At 55.1% G+C, this 17,788-nt stretch carries 13 protein-coding genes; 4 read left to right on the plus strand and 9 right to left on the minus strand.

From position 1 onward, the window contains the following. Positions 1-112: 112 nt before the first annotated feature. The 8 genes from H6G53_RS10690 to psb32 form a co-directional block, all read right to left on the minus strand. Positions 113-1,105: a methyltransferase domain-containing protein gene (locus tag H6G53_RS10690; protein WP_190528358.1), complete on the minus strand. Its 993-nt coding sequence runs from the start codon at positions 1,103-1,105 to the stop codon at positions 113-115. Between the two features lie 87 nt (positions 1,106-1,192). Beyond that, on the minus strand, positions 1,193-1,876 hold the full coding sequence (locus tag H6G53_RS10695; RefSeq protein ID WP_190532772.1) for a class I SAM-dependent methyltransferase: 684 nt from the start codon (positions 1,874-1,876) through the stop codon (positions 1,193-1,195). A 201-nt stretch (positions 1,877-2,077) separates the two neighbouring features. Further along, entirely contained in the window at positions 2,078-2,995 is a 918-nt protein-coding gene (locus tag H6G53_RS10700; protein ID WP_190532773.1) for a TIGR01777 family oxidoreductase, read from the minus strand. A 242-nt stretch (positions 2,996-3,237) separates the two neighbouring features. Continuing rightward, positions 3,238-3,669, minus strand: a complete 432-nt coding sequence (gene psb28, locus H6G53_RS10705; protein WP_370567696.1) for a photosystem II reaction center protein Psb28 — start codon at positions 3,667-3,669, stop codon at positions 3,238-3,240. A 70-nt stretch (positions 3,670-3,739) separates the two neighbouring features. Continuing rightward, positions 3,740-4,744, minus strand: coding sequence for an acetyl-CoA carboxylase carboxyltransferase subunit alpha (locus H6G53_RS10710; RefSeq protein WP_190528362.1), 1,005 nt, complete (start codon positions 4,742-4,744; stop codon positions 3,740-3,742). A 97-nt stretch (positions 4,745-4,841) separates the two neighbouring features. Beyond that, entirely contained in the window at positions 4,842-5,873 is a 1,032-nt protein-coding gene (locus H6G53_RS10715; protein WP_099535008.1) for a long-chain acyl-[acyl-carrier-protein] reductase, read from the minus strand. 381 nt (positions 5,874-6,254) lie between these two features. Next, on the minus strand, positions 6,255-6,956 hold the full coding sequence (locus tag H6G53_RS10720; RefSeq protein WP_099534994.1) for an aldehyde oxygenase (deformylating): 702 nt from the start codon (positions 6,954-6,956) through the stop codon (positions 6,255-6,257). Positions 6,957-7,596: 640 nt separating this feature from the next. Continuing rightward, positions 7,597-8,325, minus strand: a complete 729-nt coding sequence (gene psb32 / locus H6G53_RS10725; RefSeq protein ID WP_190532776.1) for a photosystem II repair protein Psb32 — start codon at positions 8,323-8,325, stop codon at positions 7,597-7,599. 355 nt (positions 8,326-8,680) lie between these two features. On the opposite strand from psb32, the gene H6G53_RS10730 reads away from it, so the two are divergent. From H6G53_RS10730 to H6G53_RS10740, 3 genes are all read left to right on the plus strand, one after another. After that, positions 8,681-9,418, plus strand: a complete 738-nt coding sequence (locus tag H6G53_RS10730; RefSeq protein ID WP_099534996.1) for a DUF554 domain-containing protein — start codon at positions 8,681-8,683, stop codon at positions 9,416-9,418. Positions 9,419-10,219: 801 nt separating this feature from the next. Beyond that, positions 10,220-13,960, plus strand: coding sequence for a GAF domain-containing protein (locus tag H6G53_RS10735; protein ID WP_190532779.1), 3,741 nt, complete (start codon positions 10,220-10,222; stop codon positions 13,958-13,960). Positions 13,961-14,596: 636 nt separating this feature from the next. After that, positions 14,597-16,561, plus strand: coding sequence for a GAF domain-containing protein (locus H6G53_RS10740; RefSeq protein WP_190532782.1), 1,965 nt, complete (start codon positions 14,597-14,599; stop codon positions 16,559-16,561). A 282-nt stretch (positions 16,562-16,843) separates the two neighbouring features. Here H6G53_RS10740 and H6G53_RS10745 read toward each other — a convergent pair whose 3' ends face one another. Then, positions 16,844-17,329, minus strand: coding sequence for a transposase (locus H6G53_RS10745; protein WP_190532785.1), 486 nt, complete (start codon positions 17,327-17,329; stop codon positions 16,844-16,846). Positions 17,330-17,576: 247 nt separating this feature from the next. On the opposite strand from H6G53_RS10745, the gene H6G53_RS18725 reads away from it, so the two are divergent. Further along, positions 17,577-17,711, plus strand: a complete 135-nt coding sequence (locus H6G53_RS18725) for a CU044_2847 family protein (protein ID WP_242030823.1) — start codon at positions 17,577-17,579, stop codon at positions 17,709-17,711. The last annotated feature ends 77 nt before the right edge of the window (positions 17,712-17,788 follow it).

Raw genomic sequence — 17,788 nt, forward strand, 5'->3', positions numbered from 1 at the left:
AGATTGGGCGATCGATTGGGGCGATCAACTTGGGCGATCAACTTGGGCGATCGACTGGGGCGATCGACTGGGGCGATCGACTGGGGCGATCGACTTGAGCGAGCCTTTTGCCTTAACGAGCGGTGGCAGTCGTGGCCGGTTGAGCCGAAACCGGAGCCGCCGCCCGCACTGCTCGGAACATGCCAAACCGACAAAGCCCGGCCCCAAAGGCCAAACGCATCAGCAGCAAGGTGGGCACTTCCCGCAAAGACTTCACCAGGCCCGGAATGCCAAACTTGATCAGGCCGGCGGGTCTGGCTACCCCTTGCCAGATGGAGTCAAGCCAAGAGGGCAAGGTTTCAGGAGTCCAATCAGCCGTCATCACATCGCCATCCGTGAGACCCGTGGCGGCCAGGTCTTCGGCAAAGCCTTCAATGCTGGCGAAGGCCGGGTGGGCCCATTGCTCCAGCAGTTGTTTCATGACGGGGCGCTCCCAGCCGTTGAGGGGCACTTGCCGATCGTCCCGCTGGTTCCAGTCAGCCACCACCAGAATTCCGCCGGGTTTGAGCACTCGCAGCAGTTCCTTGGCGAAAACGGCCTTGTCGGGCATGTGGGGCCCCGCTTCGATCGACCAAACCACATCAAAGCTGGCATCGGGGAACGACAGGGCCATGGCATCATCCACCGCGAATTGTGCGGTCACATCCGGCGGGGTCAGGGATTGGGCCCGGGCCACCTGCTGGGGACTGATCGTAATGCCTGTGACCTGGAAACCATAGTCCTTGGCCAGAATGCGACTGCTGCCGCCAATGCCACAGCCCACATCCAGCAGGGTTGTGCCGGCTGGCAGGCGATCGAGCTGGCCCCAACGCACCATTTCATGGACAAAATCCGCTTTGGCCGCCAAAAAGTCCTTGCGGCGCGGGGGAGAGCCATAGTGACCCAAGTGGATATGCTCACCCCAATAGAATTCCAAAATGCCGTCTGTGGTCCACTCGTCATAGGCGTTGGCGACGGAGTTGGCGGACTGGTACTTCCGAGGAGACCACAGATACAACGCCAGACCCAAAAGGGGCAAACCAACGAACAGGCCAAGGGCGATCGGGAGGGATAGGGGCAGGGTCATGGCAAAGGCAACCAAGCGGTCATGAAGCAATGGACAGGATCTATCGAGTTGGGCTGTTGATTAACCCCTCCAAGGGGCGGCCCATGTCTAGCTTGCCAGATTTGGGGAGGGACGGCGGCGAGCGAGGGTCATCCCATCCCCGATCGGGACGAGGCTTAGATCCACCCGAGGGTCTTGGTGCAACCGAGCGTTGAATTCGCGAATCGCTTCCGTGTTGTTTTCCTGGTTGGTGGGATCGGCCACGCGCCCGGCCCACAGCACATTGTCAATGGCGATCAGACCACCGGGTCGAACCAGGGCCAGGCAGCGATCGAGATAGTTTGGGTAATTTTTCTTGTCCGCGTCAATGAAGGCGAAATCGAAGCAATCTGCCTGACCGTCCGCCAGCAATTGATCGAGCGTCTCGAGGGCCGGCGCAATTCGCAGATCGATTTTGTGGGCAACGCCGGCCCGCTGCCAAAATTCCTGGGCGATCGCGGTGTCGTTGGCGCTCACATCGCAGGCCACAATCCGCCCCCGATCGGGCATGGCCAAGGCGACCGAAAGGGTGCTGTAGCCCGTGAAGGTTCCCACTTCGATCGCCCGCTCAGCCCCAATCAGTTGCACCAACAGGGCCATGAACTGGCCCTGTTCCGGCGCAATTTGCATTTGGGCGGCGGGGTGGCGAGCGGTTACCTGCCGCAGTTCCTGCAAAATTGGCGCTTCCCGCAGGGACACGGCCAACAAATAGTCATAGAGGCGATCGCTCAGATCCAGCGTGCGAGGAGACATGGCAGAAGAGGTCGGGCGAGATTACGGATGCCAAAGATATTAATGCTGGCAATAGGGCTGGCAATAGGGCTGCAACCAAAACCGGAAACAAGGTTGAAAAAGCCAGAAGTCCAAATACCGGAGACTCTGCGCCAGCAAGGAACAGGAGCCACCGGGCAGCGGGGGCATCCACCGTTTTGGCTCCCCCGGCCCCGACAAGCCCTAGACGATCGCCCGTAAGGCCGCCGACAAATCCCCATAGTCAAATTGGAAGCCCGCCTGTTGGGCCCGATCGGGCAGCACACATTGACCTTCCAACACCACCTGAGCCGCTTCCCCCAGCAATAGATCCAGTGCAAAGGCGGGCACCGGTAACCAAGAGGGGCGATTCAGCAAACTGCCCAGCACCTGGCACAGTTCCCCCATCCGCACCGGTTTGGGAGCGGTGGCGTTGTAAACCCCGCTGAAGCTGGGATCCTTGAGCGATCGCTCAATCAGATTCACCACATCTATCAAGTGAATCCAGGAAAACCACTGTTGACCCGTGCCCAAGGGGCCGCCCGCAAAGGCCCGAAACACCGGCAGCATTTTACCCAGCGCACCCCCATCTCCCAGCACAATGCCCGTGCGCAAAATCACCAACCGGGTTTGCTGGGCCGTGACGGCCTGGGCTTCCGCTTCCCAAGCTTGGCAAACCTGGGCCAAAAAGCCCTGGCCAGCCGAGCTGGCCTCGGTGAAGGTGGCCGTTTCGCTGGGGCCATAGAACCCGATCGCGGAGGAATTCACCAAAACGGCGGGTTTGGGATTGGCCGCCGCGATCGCCTCCACAATTCGCCGGGTTCCCAGTTGGCGACTGTCTAAAATTTCCTGCTTGCGGGCCGTGGTCCAGCGGCCTTCCGCGATCGGCGCACCGGCCAGGTTCACCACCCCATCGCACCCCGCGATCGCCTGTTGCCAATCGCCAGCGGCCGTGGGTTCATAGCCCACAATTGACAGGTTGGGAAAGGCCGATCGGGGAAAACAGCGCTCCGCCCTTGCCCGATCGCGACTGAAAAGCACCAGGGAATCCCCTTGCTGATTCAACCGCTGCACCAAGGCACGGCCAACGAAACCGGTTGCTCCAGTGATTGCAACTTTCATGGGGGACTCTTCGCCAGAAAAACGGTAGAAACGCGGGATCTGAATGGATGGATGGGCACAACGGATCTGAGTGATTTTGGCTGAGTGGCTTTGAAGGACTCAGATCCCGAGAACGCATCAGCCATGCCTAAAGATCGACTCATCCTATTGTCGATCCATTGTCGATTTGTCGATCAGCCCCCATGAATTAGCCGTGCATTAGCCGTTGATTCACCCACCCGATCGCCGGCCATGGCGATCGCCTAGCGCGGGGCATAGCCCATTCCATTGGCATCGGCATAGCGATTCATGAACCGCATGAACCGATCCCACTGTTCCGGGATTTCAATCCGAAATTGGCATTCAAACCGCTCAAAATCATCGCCTTCGGGCCCGCCGAAGATAAACCGCACGCTGGAAGGTTCTACCAAAATGTCGCCTTCCTCGTCTCGCAGGCGCAGACTCCCGGAAAACCGATTGGTCACGGCCCGAAAGCGCTCAATGCAGTTCAGTTGCTCAAAAACCATCATTACGATCTTTGCGCCCGTGGCCGGATCCCGTCGCAGGCTCACGTTGCTGGGATCTTCAACCACCCCATCAAAAAACTCCATAGATGGGGCGATCGCACGGTTGATCGCGCCGCTGGTCGCATCGCTCATAGATACCTCCAAGGCCCCTGCGAGACTGATCCCCACGGGAAAAATACAGGATGCTCATTTCTATGATCGGATACAGACGCTTAATTGGAGCTGCCCACGGCAACGACTACGAAGCGGAGGTCGCCAGCGATTCGATCGGCCCCTCGGTGAATTGACCAATTTTGCGGAATTTCTGATAGCGGCGATCGCGCCGGGCTTGGGGTGACAGGCTCAGGAGTTGTTCCAAGGCCCGCACGATCGCCTGCTTCAGGGTTTCGGCCGTTTCCAGCGGGTTGGAGTGGGCCCCGCCCAAGGGTTCCGACAAAATTTCATCCAAAATTCCCAGATCCTTCAGATCACGCGCCGTGATCTTCAAGGCTTCGGCCGCTTGGGCCGCCTTGCCCGCATCTCGCCACAAAATTGAGGCGCAAGCTTCCGGCGAAGCCACGGTGTAGACCGAGTGCTCAAACATCATCAGCCAGTCGCCAACGCCAATTCCCAGGGCCCCGCCGGAGCCGCCTTCGCCAATGATGGTGCAAAGGATGGGCACATTGAGCCGGAACATTTCCCGCAGGTTATAGGCGATCGCCTCGCCTTGGCCCAGCCGCTCGGCATCGACCCCCGCCCAAGCACCGGGCGTGTCAATAAAGGTAATGATCGGCATTCCGAATCGATCGGCATGTTCCATCAGGCGCATGGCCTTGCGATAGCCGCCGGGGGTTGCCATGCCAAAATTCCGGGCCACATTGTCTTTGGTGTCGCGGCCTTTTTGGTGGCCCAAAATCACCACGGGCATCCCATCCAAGCTGGCCACGCCGCCCACGATCGCTGGGTCATCTCCCCCGCGCCGATCGCCGTGCAACTCCAGCCAATCATCGGTCATGGCGTTGATGTAGTCCAAGGTGCTGGGGCGGCGGGGATGGCGAGCCACTTGCAACCGCTGCACCGCCGACAAACCGCCATAGACCTCTTGGCGCAACTGGTTCGATCGCTCCTCCAACTGCTGGATTTGATCGCTCACATCCACCCCGTTCTCCTCCGCGAGGCGACGGATCCGCTCAATGCGCTCTTGCAGATCCACGAGCGGCTTTTCAAAGTCCAGATACAGAGGTTTTCGATTTGCAGTAGCCATAGGTCAAACACAGGCGCGATCGCGCAACGGTCGTGGTTGCCAACTTCGGCAGGGGCCCCGGTGGGCAACGGGGCCCCAAAGCTGGCGCGTGGGGTCTTTAGCCGACAGGATCGAGCAACAAGGGTTTGAAACCGTGCTTAATCGAGGCTTCTCCAATTTGCAGCATCTTCTCGATCGTGATTTGGTTGCGGTTCCACGAAAAGTTCGTGTACCACTTCTCAAATTCCAACAGCATCGATTCTCCAAAGCAGGCAAAGATGTGGCGCTTTGGGTTCACCATCCCGATCGCCCGCATGATCCGCGAGTCAATGTCCAGGGTGTGCTCCACAATACCACCGCTCAACACATGCACACCCGGCGCTTGGATTTTGGTGCCCATGTTTTTCGGATAGCCACCATCGATGATCAGGCAAGGCTTTTTCAGCATTGTCGGATCAATTTCTACTCCCTTGGGCATACTGGCCACCCAAACGATAATGTCCGCCAGGGGCAAAGATTCTTCCAAGGACAGGATTTTGCCGCGTCCCAAATCATCCCGCAGCGCTTGCAGGCGATCTTCCTGACGTGCAATCAACAGCAAATCTTGGATATTTGTGCGGGCATTGAGCCACTGACAAACGGCGCTGCCAATATCACCCGTGGCTCCGCAAACGGCCACGGTCGCTCGGGACAGTTCCAGATTCAACCGCTTGGCCATCTCTTCCACTTGGCGGCAGATGATGTAAGCCGTGTGGGTGTTACCGGTGGTGAAACGAGCAAAGTCTAGCTCCACATTCCGCACCAAACGGGTTTGAGACAAATTGAAATTTTCAAACACGATCGAGGAAAAGCCCCCCAGCGCCGTCACTGACAACCCCAGCTTTTGGGCATGGGCCATCGCGTTCAGCACCTTGCGCACAGCGGTTTTCCCGCGATTGCTGGTGAGCATTTCCGGCAAAAATCCCGAGTCAATATACTGACCTTCGATTTCTTGTCCAGTGGCGCTCTTCACCCGCACGGTATCGACCGCTTGGGGCGGCGCACTGCACCAAAACTCCAAATCCCGATCGGCACATTCGGGAAGACCCAACTCGCGCGCGATTTCGTGCGTTCTTTCTAAGCTGGGGGAGTGACCGATAAGACCAAACATCTCTTTGCTAAACGGGTTGAAGGGGGATAAGGAAACGAAGGGAACGAACAGGGAAGCGCAGGAATCCAACCCATTGCACAAGCCCATCACAGAGTGATCAAAGCAGCGGTTTGGGCCAGAATCAGCCGCTTTGGCTACTGATTTGGCCTTTTACTGGTTCTGCCCTTTTGCAAGCCCTGTCAAGACGGGCCGGGCTGGGGTGACTGCGTTCAAGAACATGACCCCGATCGCCAAATCATCACGATCGAGGTCGGAGACTGCACAGCAACAGTCTTGGAAAATCATGGCCCCAAGCTGGGCGCAAATCTACAGCGATCGGGCGGCGGGAATTGGGCTGGGGGGCCCGGCGTGAACTGGAATCCCCCAAGTCTGCCCTTCGCCTTAGGCGGCAGCGGCTGCCAGGCCGGCCGTCAGCATTCGCAGGGTTTCACGGGTGGTGAAGCCAATGTTTTGCAGCGCTTCTTGGTAGGCGATCGTGAAGTCTTCCATCAAGGCTTCCTTCTCCATACCCAGCACCAGTGCGTCAGCGGCCACTTCGTCCAACATGCGCCAGACGATCGCCAGGTTTTCGCGATTGGCACGCTCTAGCTCATCCTTAGCGCTTTCAAAGTTCGCCTTAAGCCATTGCTCGCCAAAGTTCAGGTGCAGATATTCATCCTTGACCACGTTTTCCGTGATTTTGCGAGCAAAGTCATCGGCGTGGGGGATGTAGACGTTGTAAGCCGAGATCGCAAAGGCTTCGATGATCAGCGCTTGGATCAACAAGCAGGTGACGATGTTGCCACCGGCCGCCGCCACTTGGAAGTTGCCGTGCAAATCCGAAAAGAACTTCTTGGCGAAGTCCATGTCGGGAGTCACGTTCAGGTTTTTGCCGCAGGCGGTGAAGCCTTTTTTGTGGCGGGCCTCCATCTTGGCCAGGTCAGCCAATTCTTCGGCATGGGTGGGCATCAGCTCGGCTAGACGCACGTAGTTGCTGGCGGCTTCGTCTTCGCCCTCAATCACGATCGCATTGATGCGGCTGTAGGCATCTTTGTAGGTTTCACTTTGGTAGTCGATCGCAGCGGGTGCCTCGAGTTGCGGCATAGGTAGTTTTTCTCCTCGTGGGTAACGGTCGGAAAACGTTGACTGAGATCGGGTTGCTCATCACTGGAGGGCTGCACTGAGAGCTGCAACACCTACGCGCGGCTGCTTTCCGGCGCTGTCCCGAACAAATATTTGAAATTCTATCACCCTAGCCATAGGTTCCCAGGGGGGGAGCGCAGTCAGGATGGGGGGTAATCAGCGATTGAATTTGGCAAGCATCTGGCCCAGGGTAGGAGCCGATCGAGCCGGTCTGTGTTGATTCGGGCTGATGGCGGGCTATGGGTCAGTGCCCCTTGAATTGGTCAGGAAGCGTCCTAGAACTGAGCCTAAAGATGAGCAGAACTAACCGGAAGGAATTACTACTATCAAGAGTGTTAATGATTTTATTAATTGTGCCCGCCATTGTGCCTGAATTTCGGCGAAATTGGTCTTGATTCAGGGAAGGGCCAGAAATTTTTGCCCCTCCCATTAGACCGCCCCAGGCCAGACCCCGCAACGCGAGATGACTTGAAAGACGACCATAGCCAAGGTTATGGCTTTTGCCATAGTCCCAGAGACTCTGGCAACTCGGAAGCACTCAGCCAACCTCAGGTCTAGGTCTGAAGACATCTCCGCCAGCGCAGGCCCAAAAATATCGGCCTCAGCGCACGTAGGCGAAGTAGGTGACCATGGGGATCACGGTGGCCAAAATCAACAGCACCACGACCAGGATGGTGGAGCCATTGCGATCGGTCTCTTCAGCTTTTTTGAAGGTGCTTTCTACGGAAATTTTGCTGACGACAACCGGCGGGCCGGGATCCGGTTCGCCAGCCAAAACCACTGCCAGCCGATCTTTAGCTGCGATGAACGCTTCGTTGTAGTTGCCATCGCGGATTGGCACCAGCAGGGTTTCTTGGGCCACGCTGGTGGCAATGTCGGCGGTGAGGGTTGCTTGGGCGCTGCTGCCCACCTCGATCGCCGCATCGTTGGTGACCGCATCAAACACCATCAACACTTGGTTGGCTTGGTCTTCGGCTTCCGGAAACCAGGTTTCAAAAAGTTCTTGGGCAAAGCTATCGATCGTTTCGCCATAGTCCAAGCGGCGGAACGTCACAAACCGAACTTCTGACCCCGTGGACTGGGCCACATCGCGCAGGGACTTCTCAAGACTGCCTTTGGTGAGGCGGCTGAACAAATCGGCGCGATCGAGCACCCAAGTTTGCGGGTCAAAGGTCGGCATGTCATACACCCCCGTGGCGGCGGCAGGGGCGCTGGCACTAAACCAAAGGCCAACGGCGGCCACCAGCGCCAGGGTCAGGGCCCACAAACGGCGGCCCAAGGGGGGCTGTGAGTGACGGGGTGGGGGATTAAAGGAGCTGAGTGGGGTCATGGATGATCAGAATTTATGACAAAGATTGGCAGCGTTGATAGTTGGCTCCCTGGCCCATTTTAAAAGCCGGTGTTTCCGCTGGCGCGGCCAAATTGCTCGCAACTCATTCAAATAATTCAGAAATTGAATTCAGGGGATTCAGAAACTTGATTCAGGAACAGATTCAAAAGCTGGTCTGTTCACTGGCGCGGCCCAATGGCTCCCCAGCAAATCCTAAGCATGATCCCAATCAGCCCACCAATCAGCCCCTTGCGATCGCCTGAAATGGCCCTACGCTGGTCGATTGTGTTGCGCGATCGCGGCGTTCGCGCCCCCGTCTTCTCAACCTGCTCGCTTAACCTTCCCCGATCGCCCCATGGCCCCCTTTAATCCCCTCAGCGGAACCATCATCAACATTGCCACCATCTTGGTTGGCAGCGGCCTGGGTTTGCTACTGCGCAACTACTGGTCTGCCAACATGCTGCAAATCGTCACCCAAGGCGTGGCGCTGATTGTGATTTTGGTGGGGTTGCAAATGGCCCAAAGCCTGAGCCGGCTTCAGGGCATTGCGATCGATGGGATTGTGTTGGGGCTGGTGGCGCTGGTGGTGGGCGGCCTGGTGGGAGAAGCCTTGGCGATCGAACGCCGCTTGCAACAGTGGGGCGACTGGCTCAAGAGCAAAGTCAAGGGCGACGGTCAATTCACCGAAGGCTTTGTGGCCGCCAGTTTGTTGTTCTGCGTGGGGCCCATGGCCCTGGTGGGCTGTCTGAACAACGGTCTCACGGGCGACGATCGAATCTTGATTCTCAAGGCCTCCATGGACGGCCTGGCGGCGATCGCCCTGGCCGGTAGCTCCGGGTTGGGGGTGGCCTTTTCAGTGTTGCCCCTGGGGATCTATCAAGGGGCCCTGTCCCTGGCGGCGGGCTTGCTGACCCAATTTGTGCCCAACCCAGCCACCGATCCCCAGGTGTTGGCCCTCACTGGTGTGGGCGGCTTGGCCATTGTGGCGATCGGGTTGAACCTGTTGGCGGTGACTCAAATTCGGGTTGGTTCGTTTTTGCCAGCCCTGGCGATCGCTCCGGCTATGTATGCTCTGCTCCGGGCGATCGGCTAACCGACCTGAAAACAGTCATAGCAGGGGCTGGGAAATGCTTTTCAATCATGCTTCCAAAATGAGCCTTCCAGGGCTGGACTATTTTGGTGGCATCAGCGATTCCCGAGAGGTATCAATAGTCACCGTCAGCGGCAGCCAGAACCAGGAATAGAAATCAGACAGCCTGTAATTTCAGCTTTTTTCAAGTATTTCAACTTTTTTCAAGTTCTAATTGTTTTAAGTGGGCATTTTTGAAGATTCAGAACATCTTCATCACGGTAGACAATGCCTTTTCGCCCTGTTAGCCTAGAAACCAGGGATTATTAAAAATATTGGGACTGAGTGATTCGTTTCACCCATTAAGTTTTTTGTGGTCAGGACTTTCAAAACCCTGATCGTGGGAATTAATTCAGAAAGATTTTGAAACATCGGTCACTCAGTCGCGACCATGTTCTTCAAAATCGAATTTTTAACGAATATTCAAGAAAACCATACTTGTGTAAATTAATACCTGATTTAACCCTGATTCTCCCTTGTTCACGGATCATCATCCATCAAAATTCATCTATCCTAGAAATAAGGAGAACGAACCCTGAGGGCAGCAAATAGCAAATTAGGGCTAGTTTTGAACAATTTTCACCCTTTTTCAATTTTTCCACGTCTTTTGGAATTTCATCATGCTCGCCTGATTCGGTTGGGGTAGGAAGATTTTGCTCTGTGTGGCTTTCGCAAACCTCAGCGCAATCAACTCGCTCTCCCTAAATTACCGCGCTATCTTGATCCATGAGCCAACTACGCCTCAATACCGCTGTTACTCCGCCGATGCAATCACCGACAAAAGTTTTATTAATTGGGGCTTCTAAGAGCGAAGTAAAAGTTTATACCAGTTATTTGCAAGCGATCTTGCAGAGTGATTTCCATCGGCAATATGAAATTTTGGTTCCGCCGAGTCGGGAACAGGGTGTTGAGTGGTGGCGATCGCACCGGCCCGATGTGGTGCTGTTAGATTTGATCGATCGCACGGGCATTCACGTGCTCGAAAGTCTCCACGAGGGCATCAAACGTCAATTGCCACTGCCGGTGATTGTGTTGATTCAAGCCCACCAAGAATCCTTGGCGGAACAGGCCCTGAAACTGGGGGCCATGGATTATTTAGTTAAAGAGCATTTAACCGGTTTGGCCCTCCGCAAAACAGTGGCCGCCGTGCTGTTGCATCGCAGTTTGGTTAAACAGGCGATCGAACAAAAAGTTGAGCCAGAACCCAAGCCAGATCCTGAACTTTCTCAGCCACCAATTGCTCAATATGCTCAACAAGCTCAGTCTTTGATCGCTTCCTGCTCTGCATCTTCTGAATTATGCGCCGGGTCATATTCCCATCTCTCTCTTGATTTGCGCGATCAACAACACCTAAACGCAATTTTGAAGCAGCAATTAGCCGCCATTGAATGCGCCAAAGATGGGATCGCCATTCTCAAGGAAGATACTTACGTTTACCTCAACCAATCCCATTTGGAAATGTTTGGGTATGATAGCCCAGAGCAGCTCTTGGGAAAGTCTTGGCGCAGTCTCTATAGCGAGGCAGAATTAGACCGCTTTAAACGAGACATTTTTCCAATTTTGATCCGCGATCGGGCTTGGCAAGGGGAAGCTATTGCCAAGCGGTCTGATGGGAGTAGCTTTGATGAGGGCTTATCCCTCACCGTCACAGACGATGGATTATTAATTTGCGTTTGTCGTGATATCAGCGCCCAAAAACAGGCCGAGCGTGCGTGTCATGCATCCCAACAACTCCTGCAAGGGATTTTGGATACGGTTCCGATTGCTGTTTTTTGGAAAGATCAGCGCCTGAAATATCAAGGCATTAATAACTACAGTGCCACAATCATTGGCCTAAATTCTGCTGAGGAGTTAATTGGAGTCGGAGACGATCAACTACCTTGGAATCCAGAAACTCTGGCACAGATCCAAGAAGAAGATCGACAAATCTTGCGATCGGGGGAAGCTGTTCTCCGCTGTGAATTGGAATATGGCTTGGTGGATGGCTCGACAATTTGGTTAGAAACCAACAAAATTCCGCTCAAAGATGCTCATGGCCGAACTTTTGGAATTTTGGGAACAGCTCAGGAAATTACGAGACGCAAACAGGCCGAGGCTACCTTAAAAAAACAAGCCGAAAGTGAGCATTTAGCACTCATGATTGCTGAACGAATTCGGCAATCTTTGGATTTGCAAACTATTTTTGATGTGGCTTGCAATGAAATTCGAGCTGTATTAAAGGCTGATCGCGTTGGAATTTTTCGGTTTTATCCCCCATCTGACTACGACGATGGTTGCTTTGTGGCAGAATCGGTAATCCCGCCCTATTCTTCTGCCCTCAGTCTTCGTGTTCATGACCATTGTTTTGGGGATAACTATTCCCAGCTTTATGCCAATGGTCGCTATTTTGTGGTGGATGACATTTACAACAACGGTCTCACCAAATGCCACAGCGATATTCTGGCCCAATTTGAAGTGCGGGCTAATTTGGTGATGCCGCTGCTTTGTGGTTCGGAACTGTGGGGTTTGCTGTGCATTCATCAGTGCGATCGCCCGCGCCACTGGTTGCCGGATGAGGTGGAATTGGCCCACCGGCTTGCTAATCAATTGGCGATCGCAATTCAACAATCCAGTCTCTATTACCAAGTGCAGCAAGAACTGGAGGTGCGTCAACAGGCCGAATTACGCATCAGCCGCCAGTTACAGGAACAAACTGTTCTGGCACAAATTACCGAACGCATTCGGCAATCCTTAGATTTGCACCAAATCTTAAACACCGTCACCCAGCAGGTGCAAGCGGTGATGCAGTGCGATCGGGTGATTGTGTTTCAACTGTTTGATGATGGCCGCAGCGCGATCGTCGAAGAAGCCGTCCTTGAAGGATTAGTTCACCTCAAGGATCGCCATTGGGAAGATGAAGTTTGGTCTTCGGAAATTTTGGAGTGGTATTGGCAAGGCAAGGCCAGAATTGTGGCCGACGTGATGGACGATCGCTGGACTGATTGTCTGCGGGAATATTCCCAAGAGGGCCAAATTCAATCCAAAATTGTGGCTCCGATTTTGCAGGAAGCCTTTGCCCACGAAGATCACCGCTGGGTTGCCCCTGCCGCACCCAACAAACTCTGGGGCGTTTTGGTGGTTCATGCTTGCCATGAAAAGCGGGTTTGGCAAGAATCTGAGGCTCAGTTACTGCAACAAATTGCTAACCAATTGGCGATCGCCATTCAGCAAGCCACCTTGGTCGATCGACTGAAACAGGAACTGACCCAACGGCAAGCCGCCCAAGCACAACTGACCGAGCGCAACCAACAGCTTGCCCTCAACAACGAAGAATTGGCCCGCGCCACCCGCCTCAAGGATGAATTCTTGGCCAATATGAGCCATGAATTACGAACCCCGCTCAATGCCATTTTGGGCATTGTGGAAGGGCTGCAAGAGAATGTGTTTGGCCCCGTTTCCGAGCAACAAATCAAAGTGCTGCAAATTATTGAACGCAGCGGCAATCATTTGTTGTCCCTGATTAACGACATTTTGGATTTGGCCAAAATCGAAGCGGGGCGAGTGGAATTGGCCTATAACGATGTGGAAGTGCGCCCCCTTTGCGATTCCAGTTTGGCTTTTGTGAAACAACAAGCCTTGGAAAAACGAATTCGTCTGAGCACCAAATTGCCCCGGGATTTTCCGCCCATCCGCATTGATGAACGGCGGGTGAGACAAGTGTTGATCAACCTGTTAAATAATGCGGTGAAGTTCACCTCAGAAGGTGGCTCCATTTTGCTGGAGGTGGGCTATGCCAACCTGGACGGCTCGATCGACCAGCCCGACCCCAACAGCCCAAACCTTTACGAAGCCCTGCGGTTCAGCGTCACTGACACCGGCATCGGCATCAGCGAAGAAAACCTGAAACGGCTCTTCCAGCCCTTCATTCAGGTGGATAGTGCCTTGAACCGTCAATACGAAGGAACCGGCTTGGGCCTGGCCCTGGTGAAGCGGATTGTGAACCTCCATGGGGGCATGGTGAACGTCACCAGCACCCTGGGCCAGGGCAGTTGTTTTTCCTTTACGTTGCCCCTCACGCAGGCCGTGTCGGCGGCAGCGGTCAGCGGCCAAGGGGCTGAGGTAACGGAAACCACATCGCTGCTGGATGGGCCCGAATCCGCGCCCCTGATTTTGTTGGTGGAAGACAACGAGGCGAACATCGTCACCGTGTCGTCCTATTTGGATACGAAGGGCTATCGGCTGTTGGTGGCTCGGGACGGGGCGGCCGCCGTGACCTTGGCTACCCTGGAGCGGCCCGACTTGATTTTGATGGATATCCAGATGCCTGGGGTGGATGGCATTGAAGCGATGCGGCAAATTCGCAACGATGAGGAACTGGCGGACGTGCCGATTATTGCGCTCACGGCCCTGACCATGCCGGGCGATCGGGAGCGTTGCTTGCAAGCGGGGGCCAACGATTACCTCAGCAAGCCCATGCGCCTGAAGCAACTGATGGAATTAATCCAAAAATGGTTACTCAATCGTTAGGGTTTGCCCAAATTCGTTAAGCGATCGCTCGCTAACCAAGCCGAATTAGGTCGTTTTCGTAACTAATTTGTCATGAAAACCCTTCACATTCGGGAATTTCGCGTTTTTGGGAGCCTATTCCCGAGTTTTTCGCCTTTAGCCGCTACCGTAGGCCCCCATCAGGGCAATCCCGACCCTTGGTTCGCAGTTCGCAAGCAACGCGATTTGCGAGCGATCGCCACGTGGCCGCTTGCACCCCTCAAGACCCGCACCCACATCTCTCTCCCCCATCAGGCTGGCTGACTGACAAAATTACCAAAACTGCTCAATTGGTAGGTTGGCTTGAGGCCCGTGGCTTGCTTTCCGCAGGGTCATCCAACAACCACAAAGATTGCAAAAATTGCATGGATTGCGTTGGATTTTGCAAAGCTCAACCCAACCTACTGCTAGGGCAAATTGAGTATCAATGCCGACTTTTGAAATTCGGTTTTTGAGCCATCCTGCAACAGGATTCAAACCCCGATTAAGCACAAGAATGCCCGAGGCGACTCACTGGTTTTTTGGGTGTTTTTGTAGATGGCATTTTCGTGAATAGCGTTTTCGTGAATACAGATTTTCATTAGCACTCTGACCGAAACTCCACCGCATTCAATCCCTATGAGCTTTGCGAATCCTGCAATCCACTCTCCTTTGATGGCTCCCGATCGCGCGACCTACTCTTGCTTGAGCGATCGCAATGCGCAGATGGTGATCACAGCCTTAAGCCAGTGGGCCTTGCTTGAAAACCAGCTCGATCGCTTGTTTGAGCGGGCCGTGCAGGCGGTGACAGAGGTACTGAAAGTCTCCTACAGCAGCATTTGGCGCGTGTTGTCCGATCGCCAATCCCTGCGGCGCGTGGCCACCATTCCCGCCGCCGCCAACGAACCCACAGAAGTGACCGTGGCTAACGTGCCCCTGGTGCAGTCGCTCTTCAGTGTGGAATCGCAATTGCTGGCGGCGAATGTGCCCTTGGGTCATGATTTACAGAATTTTCCCCTTCCCTTGCCCGCCAACAGCCAAAGCGGTTTGCTGCTGGGCGTGGTGGGACGCGATCAACTGCTGGGGCTGCTGGAAATTCATCACGAACAGCCTCGATCGTTCTCGGAAGATGACGTTTACTTCCTGCAAGCCGTGACCAATGTGCTGGCGGGGGCGATCGAACGGCGGCGATCGGAAGCCTTGATTGACACCCAAAGCCGCGTTCTCGGCTCGATCGCCCAAGGAGCCAAGCTGCAATTCGTTTTTAATCAACTCTGTGAATTGCTAGAGCAGGAACTTCCCGGAGCCTATTGCTCAATTTTGGTGTTGGATCCGGAGCAAAAATGCCTGCGCGCCGGGGCCGCCCCCAGCCTGCCCAGCGAATTTGCCCGAGGGGTTGATGGGCTAATGATTGGCGAATGTGCCGGATCCTGCGGCACGGCGGCCTATCGCGGCGAGCCGGTCTTTGCCACGGACATTGCCACCAACCCCCTTTGGTCATCCTTTCGAGATTTTGCCCTCAGCCACGGTATCCGCGCCTGCTGGTCGTCGCCCTTTTTGGCCGCCAACGGTGAGGTGCTGGGAACCTTTGCCCTGTCGCACCGGTTTCCCTGCCAGCCCACGGCCTATCACCGAGAGGTGATCAACACCGCCGCCAGCCTGGCTAGCATTGCCATGGAAGCCCACCGCCGGGCCGAAGCCTTGCAAGCCGCCAATCTCTCCTTGGAACAAAAGGTGGAAGAACGCACCGCCAAGCTTCAAGACACCCTTCAACGATTGCGCCAGGCCCAAGCCCAATTAATCCAAGCGGAAAAGATGTCGAGCTTGGGGCAAATGGTGGCCGGAATTGCCCACGAAATTAACAACCCCACAGCTTTCATTGCGGGGAATTTGTATCACATGGAAGCCTATTTCCATGATTTGGTGAGCATTATTCAGGCCTATCAAGCGGAATATCCCAATCTTTCGCCGGCCATGCGCGATCGCCTGGCAGACTTGGATTTCGACTTCCTCATTGCCGATTTACCGCAAGTGCTCGGCTCCTTACAATCCGGTTGCCAACGAATCACCAATATTGTGTTGGGACTGCGGAATTTTTCCCGCTTGGATGAGTCCAGCATGAAGGCGGTGGATTTGCATGAAGGGCTGGACAACACATTGATGATTTTGAATCACCGGTTGATTGACCAGGGCGATCGCCCGGCGATTCAAGTGACCAAGGACTATGGCCCTTTGCCTCCGGTCACTTGCCATGCCAATCAGCTCAATCAGGTGTTTATGAATCTGTTGAGCAACGCGATCGATGCCTTGGCCGATCGCTGGGCCCAGGAAGGAGCCGGATTTGTGCCCCAATTGCACATCGCCACGCGCCTCAGCCAGCCCGATCGGGTGCAAATTTCCATCCAGGACAACGGCTTGGGCATTCCCGAAGCGCTGCGATCGAAGATTTTTGAGCCGTTTTACACCACTAAGCCGATCGGCCAGGGCACGGGGCTGGGTTTGGCCATCAGCTACCAAATTGTGCAGGAACAGCACCAAGGATCGCTCGGTTGCCATTCAACGGCCCAGGAGGGAACCACGTTCACCGTGGAAATTCCGATCTAGGCTCACGGGTTGCGGTGCAAGGTGGAGCCTGTGAAAGCACAACCAAAGCGCCCCGCAATGGCTGATGGGTCACAGGGCGATCGCCACCCAACAGACCAGGGATGCTCGTTTCTTTGTGGTGGGTTGTGGCACGCGGAGATGGTCGTTGAATGGGGGGCGGCGCATGGGAGGTGAATGGAGATTATTATTTCCTCCCAACCGAATTATGGTCGTTGAATGGGTGGCGGTGCATGGGAGATGAACCCAAATTGTTGTTGATTTCCCAGCGCTCTCCCATGCACCCTACGGGTCGATCGAGCGGTGGATGGTGGAATAGGGCCAGTCGGTGGGGGTGATGGCGTGGCCGTGTTTAACGGGGTTTTGGTGAATGTAGTGGATGTGGTTTTGGAAATCGGCCTCATCACGAATTTGGTGTTCCCAAAACCGACGTTGCCAATAGGGGTGATCGCCTCGGGTTTGACGCGATCGACTGCTGGGTAAATCGATCGGTAATTGACGAGTGCAAACCCGAGTGGTGCGAGTTTTGATCAGCCGCCACCGGGTCGAAAAATCGTCGTCGCCTGTCGGTAGCGTCCAGATGCAATGGAGATGATCGGGCAGCAGCACCCATGCATCGATCGAAAACGGATAGGCGGCTTGGGTGGTGCGAATGGCTTGGCGCAGGGCTTGCCGGGCGATCGGCTCACAAAGCCACGGGTAGCGACCATAGGTGACAACCGTAAAAAAGTACGTGCCCCCCTCCGATCTCCAGCGCTGATAATTGGGCATCGCATCCCTCCCCGCAACAGATCACCCCATCCATTATTCACCACCCCACAAATCCCACCAATCCCGTAGGGTGCATGGGAGCAAGCCCCAATAGTCACGAAACGGTTAATTCGTACTCCCATGCACCGCAGCCCGATTGTCACCCAACCGATCATGGTCGTTGGATGCGTCACAGGTGGCGGTGCATGGGAGATGAACCCAAATTGTTGTTGATTTCCCAGCGTTCTCCCATGCACCCTACATTTGTATGGGAGCCTTTCGCCAGTTCTCGGCGGCCAACGTTGAAGAAATGACCGTGAAGTTCAACGTCAAAATTGGTGGTCAAGGTGGGATTCCCTTCTTGGTGCGCGGCTCCATGGACTACGACTTTGGAATCGAGTAGCCGTAGGGTGCATGGGAGCAACCTCCAATTGTCACGAAACGGTTAATTCGTACTCCCATGCACCGCAGCCCGATTGC

Origin of the sequence: Limnothrix sp. FACHB-406 (assembly GCF_014698235.1) — a bacterium.
Taxonomy (GTDB): domain Bacteria; phylum Cyanobacteriota; class Cyanobacteriia; order CACIAM-69d; family CACIAM-69d; genus CACIAM-69d.